Source organism: Paenibacillus polysaccharolyticus, from assembly GCF_900102085.1.
In the GTDB taxonomy this organism is placed as follows: domain Bacteria; phylum Bacillota; class Bacilli; order Paenibacillales; family Paenibacillaceae; genus Paenibacillus; species Paenibacillus polysaccharolyticus.
This window is the reverse complement of the sequence record NZ_FMVM01000024.1, coordinates 26,179-42,351: the sequence shown is the minus strand read 5'-3', so window position 1 is coordinate 42,351 and position 16,173 is coordinate 26,179. Positions and strand designations below refer to the sequence as shown.

The window sequence follows — 16,173 nt, the reverse complement described above, 5'->3', positions numbered from 1 at the left end:
GCCACGCAGATAAACAAGTTCCACTAAAAAGTGTTATAGTCAGCTATCTTGATGATTGTATACCTTCTCAGATGACCCAAAATGTTGTATAAATATGACTTGTCATCCGACCATGGATGTGTAAATATGAAAATAACTTACAAGTAAACTGCATATGCAATCCAATTCAGACCCTTATCAGCTTCATCGTAGGCCGGTATCCCTCTAATCCAGCAACCCTTCGCCAAGCAAAGGAGAGCTCCGAGTGAGTAAATTTAAAAACGCTTTCACCACACTACCCATTCACCACAAAACGATGTTGCTGATTGGATTTTTAATGCTGATCAGCTTTGCTTTCTACGTATCTGTCATGCAGTACGTGTTGAATATTTATGACCGTCAGATCTACGAGAAGTCATCGCAAGTACTGAATATGTCTTCGGTTGGCATCGAGAACAAGCTACGCGAGTTATCCAATCTGTCCTTCAAAGTAATGTCGGATGAGCCGCTGCAACAGTATCTATTGCAACTGGAGAAGGCGGAGACCGGATATGAGCGGAATAGTCTTCGTAAAAAGATTACAAACCGACTCGTTGCCTACGCTGGTTCCGAGAAATATGTGTACTCCATGATCTTTATCGACAATGATAACAATGTCATGGCGGCAGGTAATCGCGAAGGCATCTCAGGGACGAAGCAACAGGAACTGATTTCGCTCGGTGAGCAGTATGCCGGTTCCAACGTATGGCTGGCAAGTGGAGATCAACAGGCGAGGTTGCTGTCGGTCAGACAGGTGAAGTCCTTTACAGGTGGATCATTTACGCTGGAAAAGCTGGGGACCCTGATTATCCGTGTACGGCTGGATCGTATCGTACAGGATCAGATGCAGGAACCGGCAGAGGACTCACAGTTGCTGATCGTTGATGGGACGGAAGTCATCTACCCAACCGAATCGACCGTAAGCAAATCCGAAATTGCGGAAGAAATGAAGCGGACTCAACCTTACGGAATTGCCACGTTGGAGCAGGGCAAATATTTTGTTGCAAGAGCCCATTCATCCTATACCAGCTGGAATTATTTATATACCACGCCATTTGATCAGATGTTCAAACAGATTCAATTTGTCAAACAGTTAGTCATGGTCATTTTTATTATGATCTTTCTGGTGGCCCTTGTGATTGGAGCTAAATTCTCTCGCAGCATCACCCATCCGATTGCTCAATTAATCAAGAAAATGCGTAATATTGAAAAAGGGGATCTGGATAAACTTGAGGAAGCAGCCCTTGGCAACATTCCCGTATCTCCGCAAAATGAAGTCGGACTGTTACATCGAACGTTCAAGATGATGTTACAGCGGATTCGAGAGCTGATTGATGAGAATTATGCGAAGCAACTCGTCATTCGTGAAACAGAGTTGAAAGCGCTTCAAGCGCAGATCAACCCGCACTTTTTATATAACACGCTTGAATCCATTAACTGGCTTGCCAAAGTGCAGAAACAGCATCAAATCTCCGAGATGGTCGAAGCGCTTGGCTTCCTGCTACGTAGCTCGGTCAATATGTCCGAGAAGTGGATCACGCTAGAACGGGAGCTGGACATCGTGCGTAGCTACGTTACTATTCAGCGTACCCGGTTCGAGGAAAGACTTGATTTTGACATGCATATTGCGCCTGAGGTCGGAACAGCTCGAATTCCCAAGTTAACATTACAGCCGCTTGTAGAGAATGCCATTCACTATGCACTTGAACCAAGCATCGAACCTTGCCAGATTCGAATCCGTGCCAGAGCAGAAGGGGAGCATATTCGGATCGAGGTGGAGGATAACGGGCCGGGCATGACCTCCGAATTTATGGAACGTTTACAGGAAGGTCAGATTCAGACCAGAGGACAGGGCATAGGGCTTACGAATATTCAGGAACGTCTAAGGTTGACCTTTGGCGATGAAGGCACCATGAGCATAAATAGCAAGCCTGGATCAGGAACTGTAGTATCGATCAGCATACCTTGGATCAGAGAGGACGATGACGATGTACAAAGTGATGCTCGTAGATGATGAACGTGTCATACTGGAGGGGATATCTCAGGTGGTTGACTGGGCAGCTGCTGGGACAGAGCTTGTAGATACGGCCAGAAATGGAGTGGAAGCACTGGGCAAAATCGAAAGCGTCAAACCCGATATCATCATTACTGACATTTCCATGCCGGGTTTGGATGGACTGGGGCTGATCGAGAAGGCGTCCGAGGCATATCCCGCGGTACGATTTATTATGTTGTCCGGCTACAAGGAGTTTGAATATGCTCGCAAGGCGATGCAATATGGGGTTAAGCACTATCTGCTGAAACCCTGTAACGAGAATCAGATTCATGATGCCCTGGTTGAGCTCTTGCAGGAGCGTCAGGATGCGCAGGTGAAAGAACATGTTGCAGGAGAGATCAAGCAGCGTCTGCAGCGAGTACTTCCCCATGTGAAGGAACAGTTTCTGCTGGAGTTCATGACCAATCGTACGTATGGACCTGTGGATTTGGCGTATTATCAGGATCTGTTTAATATGGAGCTTCAACAGAATAGCGTCCGTTTACTGTTGCTTCGGATTGTGGATGAGCTTGATTACAGCCATTTATTTGCGATTAAAAATATAGCGGCTGACCTGCTTCCGGGTGTACTGTTAAGCACAACGATTGAAGGCAAGCTCTTGATTGTACTAGCAGAACCAGCAGATGTGCATATGTTGCAGGAGCGGATTGAAGCGGTTCGCCAGACGTTTACCCGTCTGTACAGATTAGAGCTGACGGCTGCGCTCAGCGAAGCGGATCATATGACTCAGTCCCGGCGGTTGTTCCGCGAGGTGATGCAGTACTTGAATCATCGCTTTTTCATTGGAGAGGGCAAACTTATAACCAAGAATGATGTGGTGCTGGCAGGGGAGTGTGACGGTGTGAATGTGGAGCAGGATGCCGAGCAACTGTGCCAGTTAATTAAATCGGGGAATACGGAGGAGGCTGCGTCCGAGGTACATCGTCTGTTCGAGCAACTGGCAGACCAAAAGCTGGATATTGAGGTGACACGTGCTTATGTGGTGCAGTTATACTCTGCCATGATTCAAGTCTGCCCGCCAGAGGAGGCAACAGATTTCACGCAGCGGATGGCGGAACTGACGCATATGGATACGCTAGCTGATTTAAATACATTTGTAGCAGACAGTGCTACCCGTTTAACTGCTGGTTATTATAAAAATTACATCAGTCGTCAATCATCGGCAGTGGAGAAAATGATGGACATCGTGGACCGTCACTATGGTGAGGCTGACCTTTCCCTGAGCGGAGTAGCACATCAAATGTTATATATGAATCCAGACTATCTCGGCAAAATTTTCAAAAAAGTCACCGGCGAAAATTTCTCCAATTACGTTAATCGTCTTCGCATCGAACGGGCGTGTGAACATATCCGTAGAGGCGGGGATGTGAAGGTGTTTGAGCTGGCCGAATTGTTCGGTTTTGGAGGTAACTCGCAATATTTCAGTCAGGTATTCAAAAAATGGACCGGCATGACGCCTACGGAATACCGCAGATTCGGCATCTAACAGGGGATTAGAAATGGCAAAGCTATGATAATACGAGGTCATACCATATCTCAAGAGGAGGATAACCGGCGCTTGGAGCGTCAGGGATGTCCTCCTCTGTTTTTTGAACCAACAAGACGGTTTTGTGTATTCAACTTGGATCGTACTTTTGCGAAAATGACAATATCAAGTTTGTGAAAGCGTTATCAGAATATCATTAACAAGATGGAGATAACCCGTTCACAATACCATATCAGCATAAAAAGGGGAGATTGGCATGGTGAAAAAGGCAATATTCCTGATGATGGCTGCGTTACTTGTGTTTACAGCAGCGTGTAGCTCAGGTGGAGGCAGCGAACAGGGGTCCGGGAGCAAGGGTGATTCGGTAAATCTTCGTATCGCATGGTGGGGCTCGGATACACGGCATGAATATACACAGAAGGTCATCGACCTATATAAAACGAAAAATCCAAACGTCAAAATTGATGTGGAATATGCTTCTTTTGACGACTACTGGAAAAAGCTCGCCCCGCAAGCCGCAGCCAACCAGCTGCCTGACATTATTCAGATGGATATTTCCTATATCAGCCAATATGCACAGAACGGTCAGCTTGAAGATCTCGCACCGTATCTGGGCAATCAGATCAAGGTGGATGATGTGGCTGAGAATGTCATCAGCACAGGTGTAATTAACGGCAAGCAATATGGTGTACCTGCCGGGGTTAACGTACTAGGGTTCCAATATGATCCTGCGTTGCTCAAGAAAGCTGGCGTAGATGCCATGCCTGAAAATCTGACATGGGAATCTTACGAAGCGCTTGGTAAACAAGCAGCAGAGAAGGGACTGTATCTGGATGGTGGCGTAGCTCCGGATATCTTCTTCCACTATTTCCTGCGTACCAAAGGCAAATCGCTCTACAACCCGGAAGGAACCGGGCTTGGATATGATGACGATGCTCTGTTCGTAGAGTTCTTCGGATTAATGCAACGCATGATCGAGCAGAAGGCAGCGCCATCACCGGATGTGGCTAACCAGACGAAAGGCATCATTGAAGAGTCGGATCTGGTCAAGGAAAAAGGCATCGGTGTATGGCAATGGTCGAACCAGTTTGTCGCTCTGCAACAGGTAGCTAACCGTCCGCTTGCCTTTGCACCAATGCCGGGACCGGATATGGAAAAAGGACTTTATATGCAACCAAGTATGTACTGGGGTGTAACGTCCAACTCCAAGGTGAAGGAAGAAGCAGCGAAGTTCATTGACTTCTGGGTGAATGACGAAGAAGCGAACAAACTGATCAAAGGGGAGCGCGGTGTACCGATCTCCGGAAAAATCAAAGAGGCTATTGCTCCTGAACTGAGCGATGCAACGAAACAGGTATTTGAATTCGTGGCATCGATGGAGCCGAAAGCTTCTCCAATGAGCCCACCACCACCGGTTGGATCACCTGAGGTAATCTCCTCCTTGGCGGATGTAGTGGAAGAGCTGAACTTTGGCAAAATTACAGCCGAACAGGCAGCACAGACCTTCCGCAAAAATGCAGAATCCGTGCTTGCCAACAACAAATAACAATTGAATGATGGCTTGCTCGTCCCGCTTGCAGGGATGGACGGGAACCGGGCTGCTCGCTGAAGGCGAGGGCCTTTCCCCGTCCTGTCTGCAACATGAAGACGGTAGCAAGCTGATCCATGAAGGAGGTACGTTCCACTTGAGGCAGTATTCTTCATTGCGCAGAAACTTGACGGGATATGCTTTTATCAGCCCATTTATTATTGGTTTTCTTGGATTTACGCTCATCCCGATGTTCGTTTCTCTCTACATGTCGTTTACGAGTTATAACCTGTTCACCTCTCCCAAATGGATCGGGATGGACAACTATACCAAGATGTTTTTTGATGATCCGAAATACTGGAATTCGGTTAAGGTTACGTTTTTATATGTATTCATCGGGGTGCCGTTAAGGCTGATCTTTGCCCTCTTTGTCGCAATGATTCTGAACACGGGCTCTCGTATGGTGGGAACGTATCGTACATTGTACTATCTACCTTCCATCATCGGCGGTAGCGTGGCTGTATCCATTATGTGGCGTAACCTGTTCAGTAACGAAGGTGTCATTAACAGTGCGATGACCGCCATCGGCATTGGGCCGATCAGTTGGTTCGGTGACCCGGATGCGGCGCTTGTGATGCTGATCTCCCTGTCCGTATGGCAGTTCGGTTCATCGATGCTGATCTTCCTGGCAGGACTCAAAAACATCTCTCCCGAGATGTATGAGGCTGCAGGGGTAGATGGCGCGAATCCGGTTCGGAAGTTTTTCAGCATAACGCTACCCTTGCTCAGTCCAATCGTGCTGTTCAATCTGATCATGCAGACGATCGGTGCATTTATGACCTTTGTGCCTGCGTACATCATCTCCAAAGGGGAGGGCGGCCCGATGGATGGTACGATGCTGTACTCGTTATATCTGTTCCGTCAGGCGTTTATGTTTAACAACATGGGTTATGCTTCTGCCATGGCTTGGGTGATGTTGATCATGATTGGTGTGCTTACAGCGGCTGTGTTCCTGACATCCAAGTTCTGGGTATTTTATGAATCCGAAGGAGGGAAGTAATCATGGTGTGGAGAAATGTAAAATGGCCAATCTATCACCTATTCGTTGCCGCACTTGCCCTCCTGATGCTCTACCCGGTGCTGTGGATGTTATTCAGTTCTTTCAAGGAGAGTCGTACGATCTTTGTAACGGCAGAAAGCCTGTTTCCGACCGAATGGATCTGGTCCAACTATGTGGACGGCTGGAAAGGAACGGCTGGAAGGCCGTTTATGGACTACATCACCAATTCACTGATCATAGTGGTCATCTCTACGATTGGGGCAGTGCTTTCCTCGTCACTGATCGCGTTTGGTTTTGCCAGACTGAATTTTAAAGGACGTACCTTCTGGTTCTCTCTGATGATGCTTACGCTGATGTTGCCGCACGACGTCGTACTGGTTCCGCAGTATATTATCTTTACCAAGCTGGGCTGGCTGAACACGATTCTGCCGATTGTTGTACCTACATTCTTCGGGATGCCGTTTTTCATCTTCCTGATGGTTCAGTTTATTCGCACGATTCCGAAAGAGCTGGATGAGGCCGCAACGATTGATGGCTGTAACAAATTCAGGCTGTATATTCAGATCATCATGCCTTTGATCAAATCTTCGCTGGCAACAGCGGCAATCTTCTCCTTTTACTGGAGATGGGAAGACTTGCTCGGGCCGGTGCTGTATCTGAATTCGCCTGACAAGTACACCGTATCCATGGCGCTCAAAATGTTCCTCGATAGTGAATCTGCCTCCAACTGGGGGGCGATGTTCGCGATGTCGATTGTCAGTCTGGTGCCGGTTGTGGCTGTATTCTTCATCTTCCAGAAGCAGATTGTGCAAGGCATGAGTACGAGTGGTTTGAAGGGGTAACGAGGCGAGCGCATCAAACCAATAATACATGGAGGAGAAAATTAGTGGATGCTGCAGACTTGGAAAACGCAGAACATGCAGAAAAAGTAGAACAAGTAGAACAAAAGAGATCCTCGTGGAAGTTTAGTTTTGGCCCGATCACGGCTCAATCTGATCGTAGATCAGAAATCGTATCGGAATCTACTTTAAGCATGAGGAAGTCCGATAAGGAAGCTTGCAGAGAAGGCATCCATACGAATGTAAGAAAAGCAGATGGCTATGTGGCCGTTTCGTCTACAACGATATACGATGAGAGCCAAGGATTCGGATTTGAATCCGGTTCACTGGTGTATGAAAAGCAACGGGTTGAAGAGCAGGGAGATGGGTCGCCTTCTTCAAATGGGGGTTATCCATCGCAAGGGCAGGCAACAATGTCTGCCCGCTTGCGTTCCAGCTTTTGCATCCCGCTTAAGGCATCGTTTGTCGTAGATGTGCCCGACGGGACGTATCAGGTGTTACTGATTGCCGGAGATCCGCTTGCGGATACAATCACGCGTGTCAAAGCAGGAGAAGGTCGGCTGATGTTACCCACGATTCGCACGGTGGCGGGGCAATGCGCAGAAATGCGGTTTGCCGTTGTTGTTCGCGGGGGAAAGCTTCGCCTGACCTTCTCGGGACCTGCACCTCGGATCAATGCAATGGAAATAACGCTGGCCAATCAAACGATGACCGTGTTTCTCGCGGGCGATTCAACGGTAACAGATCAGCCAGAGAGCGGATACCCGTATTGCGGCTGGGGACAACTACTGCCTGCACAGTTCAAACATGACGTTGCCGTGGATAACCATGCACATTCAGGGCGGAGTTCCCGTAGTTTTATTCATGAAGGCCGCTTGGATGCAATTAGGGAGCAAATAAAGCCCGATGACTTTCTATTTATTCAATTTGGACATAACGACGAGAAGCCTGACCCGGAACGGGGGACAGATCCTTTTACCACTTATAAGCAGTATTTGAAAAAATATATTGATGCCGCACGCGAGGCTGAGGCGCGTCCGGTGCTGATCACACCAGTGCATCGCCGATACTTTGCGAAAGACGGCACATTGACCGATACACACGGCGATTATATCACTGCCGTACGTGAACTTGCGGCAGATGAAGAAGTGCCGCTAATCGATCTGGCCGAACGCAGCCGCCTGATGTTTGAGCAGGCGGGTGAAGAAGGAACCAAAGATGATTTTATGTGGGTGTTGCCTGGCGAATATATCAACTTCCCAACCGGGATGGAAGATAACACACATTTTCAGGAGCGAGGCGCACGCCGCTTGGCAGAGCAGGTAGCTGAAGCTATCCGCGAGATGCATTTGCAACCATTGCAAATGTACCTCAGATAAGAGCAAATGTAGTGAGTAAGGAACAAACTGTTTTGGTGAGGCTCTGATTTTTAAGTTGCTGAAATTTGATACCGCAGGATTTTAAGTCCTGTGCGTCTGAGAGTTAACTTGAACTGCATCTGTTGAAAGATAAAACGCGAGTTCAGCGAAGCAACGAGCACAAAAAAATGGCCCAACGAAGCGAAGGCCATGCCTTTTAAAAGCAGTGGAGGGTGAGCGAGGCAGAGAGGAGGGCGGAATCGGGAAAAGGGAGCAAAGCGCCCGCGTTTGGCACGGGATTTCCCCCTTGGAGGGGGAATAGAAGAAATCCCGGACCAACAGCGGCCCAAAGCCCGATCCGCCCACCGAGCGTCCGCCCGCGAGCCACCGAGGGGTTTAAATGAAATGCGAGTTCAGCGAAGCAACGAGCACAAAAAAATGGCCCAACGAAGCGAAGGCCATGCCTTTTAAAAGCAGTGGAGGGTGAGCAAGGCAGAGAGGTGGGCGGAATCGGGAAAAGGGAGCAAAGCGCCCGCGTTTGGCACGGGATTTCCCCCTTGGAGGGGAATAGAAGAAATCCCGGACCAACAGCGGCCCAAAGCCCGATCCGCCCACCGAGCGTCCGCCCGCGAGCCACCGAGGGGTTTAAATGAAACGCGAGTTCAGCGAAGCAACGAGCGCAAAAAAATGGCCCAACGAAGCGAAGGCCATGCCTTTTAAAAGCAGTGGAGGGTGAGCAAGGCAGAGAGGTGGGCGGAATCGGGAAAAGGGAGCAAAGCGCCCGCGTTTGGCACGGGATTTCCCCCTTGGAGGGGAATAGAAGAAATCCCGGACCAACAGCGGCCCAAAGCCCGATCCGCCCACCGAGCGTCCGCCCGCGAGCCACCGAAGGTTTTAATTTTCAGGGCGTATCGCAAAAAGGAGGAGAATCATGCCAGATCAATCAAGCCTTCCGAAATCCTCATCCCACGGTCATACGTACTGGGTTATCCCGGATGGGTACATCCCGCCGGATAGCTCAGGCTCGCTGGAGAGTCACGAGAGCATCTGTGTGTTAAACACAGGAGGTGAGGATGCAACGCTGGAGATTACAATTTACTTTGAAGACCGCGATCCGCTGGAACATATGCAAGCGGAAGTCCCGGCTAGAAGAACAAAACATATCCGTACCGCATCGCTACGTGCCGGGGAAGAAAGCATCCCTTCCGGTGTACCATATGCCATCACGGTTTCAAGTAATGTTCCTGTCATCATTCAGTACAGCCGCCTGGATACAACCCAGCCGGAACTGGCCCTAATGAGTGTCATGGCGTACCCTTTGGCATAAACGAAGTGAGCAACAAAAAAATAAAAGAATATTGTATGGTGCCTTAATCATCTTGCCACGCTAACAAGCACTGACCAAGCACAGAAAGACCTGTAATCTGCATCTGGTTTGATGCCGGATTACAGGTCTTTGCTCTTCGGTTTACTCCCCATATTTATACGTACTGGCATTTAGAATCTTCACGTCGACCTCAACTTTGCCGAGATGAATACGAGCAAGAGGTTCTGCCCGCTGGGCAACCTCAGCTCTCCACCAATCGGGATGATGCCGGTAGAGATGCTCTACAAGACCGAATGAATCTACTTTGCGCGCTTTGGTTGTGGCAAATGTGCTCCGAATTTGAGCTTCCATCTGCTTGCCTGCCTCTTGCTCCATTACACGGGGAGAACGAAAAGAGCCATGATCCTCAGCAATCGTACCTTTCACCGAAGTGAACAGATCAAAGGTGATACCGCTAGTACTTTTTTTCGCCTTTATACGCGTTTTGGGTTTGTGAAGAGTCAAAGTAAGGTCAGGAGTACCGCCATGCTTCCCATAGACGTACAGCGGATATTGGTACACATGGTCATAATTCACGTAACGGGCGCCGTCTGCTTCGGCACCAGAGACTTTCCCCTGACTTTTTCCATTGCTCACGACGTAAAATCCATCCATTCGAATCAGCGGCGGGGTCTCTTCGCCGTTATGCCATGTCTGATTTTTAGTGGAAACGGAAGGCAACAACACCACAGATGCAGGTTCTCTCAGACTATCAAGTAACTGATGCAGGCGAATGGGCTCATACCCGGAATGCTGCCTGTACAGTCTCATCGGTTCAAACAACTCAATCGTTTGAGCCGACTGGTTCAGGATCGCGGAGGGAGAGAGCAAAGTGGACATATCTTGTTCTGTCGCATAGATCCATGGTGTATATCGCAGTTGTCCGGAATGAAGTAACGTGTTAAAAACATCCTCCAGTCGCCCTTCCAATGCATTTTTGGATAGCACAATTGCTTTCACATGAGTCCACAACGTCTGCTGCTGCGATGTCTCATACAGATTGTTGATTGCCATACTTAACGTTGTACCGGTACCTTTTCCGATCCATATTTGACTACCTTCTCTTGGTGTCGGCCCTTCCTGCTTTGCAATGCTGGAAAAATCGATTAACTGGGCGTATGTCGTATATTGATTATCCGCATAATCGATGCCAATGGCTGTAATAAAGTTAATGCTTTGCACTTCCTTGGAATCCCAGCATCCTGTCAGCAGCATGACACAAACCGCAACGATGCTACTTACGCAAGTCCATCTCATCAAGGTTTGTCCTTATGGCGGGTAGAATCCTGTGTGCGTAACACAGCTGGGCGTTTGGTGCGTGTCATGGAAGGTGGCATTGATACGGCCTGTGTGAAATCTCCCGGAATGTAAGGTGATACAGGGGAGAGGTAGGATACGCCGTAACACTCCAGAGATACGAGATGAACTAACAAGGCAAACAGAGCAACCATAAATCCGAATAACCCCAAGATCGAAGAAGCAATTAACATTCCGATGCGAACCTGGGATGTGGCTCCCCCCAGAACCGTATTCACCAGAATGTAGCTGGAGATGACGGAGATCGCTACCGTGACAATTATAGTGGGAGATGTAATCCCGGCACGAATGGCCGCATCCCCGATAATTAAGCCGCCGACTACGCTGACGGTCTGTCCCAACGCACGCGGTAGCCTTCTTCCAGCCTCATTGAACAGTTCAAACATAAAGATCATGAGGAAAGCTTCAAGCGTAACCGGCATGGGCAATCCCATCCGCGTTCCTGCGATCGTTGCGAGCAGGGGCAGTGGAATTTGCTCCAGATTAAAGCTGGTCAGACCGATGTAGAAGGCCGGAAAAAAACAGGCAATGAGCAGCCCGGCAATCCGTAATATCCGTTCAAAGGTCACGATGAAAAAGGGAGTGCTCTCGTCTTCAGGTGATTTTAACTGATTGAACAGTGTTGTCGGTGCGATGACGGCTACAGGTGACCCATCCGTGAGCACAGCAAAACGCCCGTTGATTAAGGAGTCCGCGACATAATCTGGACGTTCAGAATTATCCGTGAGCGGAAAGATGCTTCGCACGCCTCCCATGACCGCGCGTTCCATGATGGACGTGCCCATGATTCCGTCGACGTTAATCTGATTCAGATTGCTACGAGCAGTCTCTAGAATTTCGGGGTTAATAATATCTCTAACGTATAAGAGACCGATCGTTGTCTGTGTGCGATCTCCTTTTATGATTTTCTCATAACACATGGATGACGTTTTCAATCGTTTGCGAACCAAGGCGATGTTGGTGGAAAGCTCTTCGGTGAAACCATCGCGCGGTCCTTTTACGGACGTCTCGATGGCAGACTCTTCTGGTGTGCGTCCCGGAATATTGGCAATATCCAGACTGCAGGCCTGTACACCATTTTCAAAAATAAGTAGAAGCTGCCCGCTAAACAGGAGCATGTTTATGTTTTGGAGATCAGAGATGTCATCTATGGGTTTCAGGGTTAGCCCAAGCTCCTTGGGTACAGCCTCTTCCATAATTAATGTATGTTTTTCTAACCGTGGAATGATGAACTGATTGATTTGTTTACTGTCCACCAGCCCGTCGCAATAGAGCAGAATGACAGAACGAACGGTCTCATCTTGGGCAGAAAACGTCTGGATGACTACATCCGCACAGGATTCAAAGTTTTTTCTCAGGGAGGCAAGCAGGTTCTCGTAGGATGTTGTGTCAATCGGGTGTTTCTCCTTCTCCATGGCGTTGTTTCCTCCTATGCTGGCGTGAATGGATGAAGGCAACGATTGTTGCCAGAACCGCAAATCCGCTCAGATACACGAGATTATATGGAAAGATGTAATCAACCAGAATCTTCGTGAAAGTAATATCATCCAGAGGGTACAGCATGGATAGAATAAAAAATATAGCCAAAGACGCACAAGTAACCATCCTTCTGGAAGTGCTCTTAATATTCCATATTTCTACCACAATATACATGGCCAGACTAATCCGGGTGAAAGAACCTGCGAGCCACTGATAGATGGAAAAGAAATCGGTCTGCGCAATATATTTGCCCAGGGAGGCAATGCGCCATTCTTCAAAAGCAGGGTATCTCATCTTGGCTGCTTCATAAGGGTCAAATTCTACGATCGCTCCAATGAGCGGACCTGTCGTTAAACCAACCATGATCAATGCAAGCATTAGATACTGCCATAGCTTGATACGTTTGGCGAGATGAGGCTGAATGTACCAGAGGAAAAGCAGTTCAAACATGCCTGCGAGACTGTAAATCATGCCCTGAAATACGGGTGACCATCCATGCTCCAGCACAGGCAGAAGACGGTTGTAATCTTTATACTGGGAATTGACAATGGCAACGTAGAAGCCGAGCAACACAACTAATGGCAGAATCAGTCCTGCTGTGAAGGCGAGCGAGCGCATACCCTTATAGGCAGCATATCCGCACAAAGCCATAAGTGCGATCGTTGTTGCGATCACAGGCGTTTCGGTGAGATAGTTCGTTTTGGCCCAATTCGTGGTGTCACGCAGTGTAAAGTAGATGACGCATAGAAAAAAGAGACTGTTCCCCACCCGCAACAGAAAACCTACGGGTTTACCAAGATGGGAAGACAGCCAATCATGTAAAGTCTGATGTTGTAGAAAGCGTGACACGTAGGCCAGCATTAGTGCAAAGATCACGAGTGGACCGGCAGATAATAAAACAGAAATCCATGAGTCCCTTTTTGCCGCACTGAGAAGGGCGGGAATAATTAATACATGGCTGATGAGGCCTACAGATAACATGATTAACATCATGGCTTGCAAGAACGAAGGTTGTGTACGCTTCATGCTGAGAACTCCTTTTCAGATTAGAGTATCCTCAGCAGTGTTAACGTGTTTGGGAAGCTTCATACAGGATCATCGCCTCAGGTACGTTAATCATCGTACCTTTTGCGGTATTTCTGGCTTGACGGGTATCATGCTTTAGCATGACTGACCAGCGCGCGTTTGCGACCACTCATGTTGGTGCCAAGTACACCGATAATGATCAGGATTGCACCTACATAGTGATAATTCCGGACAGGTTCATGTAGAATCAGAGCACCCCCAGCGATGGAGATGAGTGTAGACAGATTACTGAACACACTGACACGTGAAGCCTCCAGATGAGTCAGGGCGTAGCTGGACAACAGGGTGGATACCATGGTAGATAAGATAGCCAGATAAGCGAGTGCTCCCAAGTAGGATAGATCTCCAAGCGGCTGAACATAATCAGCCATCGAGCCTGTGAATGCATGACGTATTAGTGCAATCGCATTAAACACAACACACCCTACCATTAAGGTCACCCAGGTCAGTTCCAGCGGTTTATATTGCCGAGTAAGTGGTCTGGCCAGTACCCCGTATCCTGCAAAACTGATGGCCGAAAGGACCAGTAGCACAATGCCTTGCATATTACTCATCGACATACCGCTACCTTTCATGGCAAAGATAAAGATGACGCCAGCGACAGAAAGGAGCAGAGACATTTTTTGCACAATAGACGTACGTTCCTTCAGAAAGACCGAGGCCAGAACAAGGGTAAACACAGGCACCATCGCCTGAATAATTCCCGCTTCCGAAGAATTGGAGGTTACCAGTCCGAAAGCTTGAAAGGCAAAGAAGAGTACGGGCGAGAGCAGTCCAAGCGGAATGATTCGCCACAGGTCAGCCCAATGGAGATTGATTTTAATCCAGCCGAATAGCACAGGAATGCTGACCACAATGAGTGACAGAGCGAAACGATGTGCAAGCACATCTAAGGGATGAGCAATGGTGACGGTCATTTTCACAAATAAAAAAGATAGTCCGATAATGGCAGCATATACAACAGAAGCAATATAAGCATAGGTTCGGTTATGTGTAGTATTCATTCCTTTTACCTCCAATAATGCGATATGAACTAGATTTACTGTTACCTATCAAGCGATGGAATATATTAGCCTTATTTAATATACTTCTACATCCGCTGTGCTACAATACGGAAAACAAGCGATTGTACCGGTACAGTTTTGTAGATAAGGGGTGGAAAGGTGAAAAAATATGAGGTAATCGCTCATGCATTGCAACAGTGGATACAGGAGCAAATGGTTCAGCAGGGAAGCCGCCAGTGGGATGACAAAGGAATAAGGTTGCCAGCCGTCCGTCGTGTTGCGGAGCAATATCAATGCAGTGTGAGTACAGCGATTCGTGCGTATGAATGGTTGGAACAGCGACATTTGGTGTACGCCGTGCCCCAATCCGGTTATTATGCTGTTCAAAATGGTCTAGGTGTACAGGATATGGACTGGCAAGAGCCGCTGGATTTTGCGTCCGCGGCTCCTGATCCAAGGGTATTTCCTTATGCGGATTTTCGGCATTGCGTGGAAGTGGCGATGAAACAGAAGCAAGATGAGCTTTTTTTATATGGCACGCAGCAAGGATTGCCCTCGCTGATTGAGCTATTACAGAAACAGTTTGCGGATTATCAGATATTTGCGCGAGCGGAACAGTTTTTCATCACATCGGGTGTGCAGCAGGCGCTTGCGGCGCTGGCCTTGATGCCCTTTCCCGGTGGAAGAACCAAAGTCATGGTGGAGCTGCCTACATATCACAATATGCCTACCTTGTTGAAGAGCTTGAACGTACCGATTGCTGGTGTACGAAGAACGTTTGAGGAAGGACTGGACTGGGATTCACTTGAACGCCAGTTTGCGGAGGGGGATATCAAGTTTTTCTATGTGATCCCACGGTTCCACAATCCGATCGGGACTTCCATGAAGGCGGCGGAAAAGAAGAGACTCCTTCGGTTAGCACAGCGATATGATGTTTATCTGGTCGAAGATGACTATCTGGCCGATTTGGAGGACAACGCGAGACAAGATCCTTTATGGGCTTATGATACACATGACCGCGTTATTTATCTGAAAAGTTATTCCAAGATTCTGTTCCCTGGACTTCGTATGGGTGTAGCCGTAACGCCTGTGGCCTTGATCGCCTCTTTCGGTTCAATGAAAAGAATGCTGGATATCGACACCTCACTGTTATCTCAAGCTGCGCTTGAGGTGTACATTCATAGCGGAATGTTTGCCCACCATCGCAAAATCATTCGTAGCCGCTATGCCGCGCGGATGGAAGTTGTGCAAGAACAGCTGGAGGCTTATTCCGATTTCGAACCATTTCGTATTGCGCCACGAACCGGTGGGGAACATACCGCCCTCCCTTTGCCAGGGAATATACCTGTCCGTACCTTGCTGTCCCGTTTACAGAACCGCGGAATTATTGCTGATACAACAGAGAGATATTATCCCGAAGGGACGTACCGCGCATTTACAGATCAGATGTTGCGACTGAACATCTCTAATGTTCCGAAACAGCGTATTGCAGAGGGGATGCAGATCATCCGGGAGGAGATATTGAAGCTGCAGATCAGATCGACAACGTGAAGATAGACCAGCCTTTAATGGGCTG

12 protein-coding genes are annotated in these 16,173 nt (G+C 48.2%); 8 read left to right on the top strand and 4 right to left on the bottom strand.

The genetic code is table 11. From position 1 onward, the window contains the following. The first annotated feature begins 244 nt into the window (after positions 1-244). The 7 genes from BLQ13_RS25670 (at position 245) to BLQ13_RS25635 (ending at position 9,672) form a co-directional block, all read left to right on the top strand. The gene (locus BLQ13_RS25670; RefSeq protein ID WP_090924551.1) at positions 245-2,032 is read left to right on the top strand and encodes a sensor histidine kinase; all 1,788 of its coding nucleotides are present in this window, start codon (positions 245-247) and stop codon (positions 2,030-2,032) included. After that, positions 2,007-3,560 (top strand): response regulator transcription factor, encoded by a 1,554-nt coding sequence (locus BLQ13_RS25665; RefSeq protein WP_090924550.1) that lies wholly within the window; start codon positions 2,007-2,009, stop codon positions 3,558-3,560. The genes BLQ13_RS25670 and BLQ13_RS25665 overlap by 26 nt, the downstream gene beginning before the upstream one ends. Before the next feature lie 256 nt (positions 3,561-3,816). Then, entirely contained in the window at positions 3,817-5,106 is a 1,290-nt protein-coding gene (locus BLQ13_RS25660; RefSeq protein ID WP_090924549.1) for an ABC transporter substrate-binding protein, read from the top strand. 139 nt (positions 5,107-5,245) lie between these two features. Continuing rightward, positions 5,246-6,148, top strand: a complete 903-nt coding sequence (locus tag BLQ13_RS25655) for a carbohydrate ABC transporter permease (RefSeq protein ID WP_090924548.1) — start codon at positions 5,246-5,248, stop codon at positions 6,146-6,148. 2 nt (positions 6,149-6,150) lie between these two features. Beyond that, the gene (locus BLQ13_RS25650; RefSeq protein WP_090924547.1) at positions 6,151-6,990 is read left to right on the top strand and encodes a carbohydrate ABC transporter permease; all 840 of its coding nucleotides are present in this window, start codon (positions 6,151-6,153) and stop codon (positions 6,988-6,990) included. 191 nt (positions 6,991-7,181) lie between these two features. Next, positions 7,182-8,366, top strand: coding sequence for a rhamnogalacturonan acetylesterase (locus tag BLQ13_RS25645; protein WP_090924586.1), 1,185 nt, complete (start codon positions 7,182-7,184; stop codon positions 8,364-8,366). A 910-nt stretch (positions 8,367-9,276) separates the two neighbouring features. After that, positions 9,277-9,672, top strand: a complete 396-nt coding sequence (locus BLQ13_RS25635) for a sensory rhodopsin transducer (protein ID WP_090924545.1) — start codon at positions 9,277-9,279, stop codon at positions 9,670-9,672. Positions 9,673-9,813: 141 nt separating this feature from the next. On the opposite strand, the gene BLQ13_RS25630 is transcribed toward BLQ13_RS25635, so the two are convergent. The 4 genes from BLQ13_RS25630 to BLQ13_RS25615 all read right to left on the bottom strand — a co-directional run bounded on the left by BLQ13_RS25630 (position 9,814) and on the right by BLQ13_RS25615 (position 14,597). Further along, positions 9,814-10,968 (bottom strand): Ger(x)C family spore germination protein, encoded by a 1,155-nt coding sequence (locus BLQ13_RS25630; protein ID WP_090924544.1) that lies wholly within the window; start codon positions 10,966-10,968, stop codon positions 9,814-9,816. Continuing rightward, complete coding sequence (locus BLQ13_RS25625) at positions 10,968-12,443, bottom strand: spore germination protein (RefSeq protein ID WP_090924543.1); 1,476 nt, start codon at positions 12,441-12,443, stop codon at positions 10,968-10,970. Before BLQ13_RS25625 ends, BLQ13_RS25630 begins: the two co-directional genes overlap by 1 nt. Continuing rightward, entirely contained in the window at positions 12,418-13,533 is a 1,116-nt protein-coding gene (locus tag BLQ13_RS25620) for a GerAB/ArcD/ProY family transporter (RefSeq protein ID WP_090924542.1), read from the bottom strand. The genes BLQ13_RS25625 and BLQ13_RS25620 overlap by 26 nt, the downstream gene beginning before the upstream one ends. A gap of 128 nt (positions 13,534-13,661) precedes the next feature. Beyond that, on the bottom strand, positions 13,662-14,597 hold the full coding sequence (locus BLQ13_RS25615) for a DMT family transporter (RefSeq protein ID WP_090924541.1): 936 nt from the start codon (positions 14,595-14,597) through the stop codon (positions 13,662-13,664). A gap of 159 nt (positions 14,598-14,756) precedes the next feature. Here BLQ13_RS25615 and BLQ13_RS25610 point away from each other — a divergent pair, with 159 nt between their 5' ends. After that, entirely contained in the window at positions 14,757-16,148 is a 1,392-nt protein-coding gene (locus tag BLQ13_RS25610) for an aminotransferase-like domain-containing protein (protein ID WP_244159476.1), read from the top strand. Positions 16,149-16,173 lie beyond the last annotated feature (25 nt).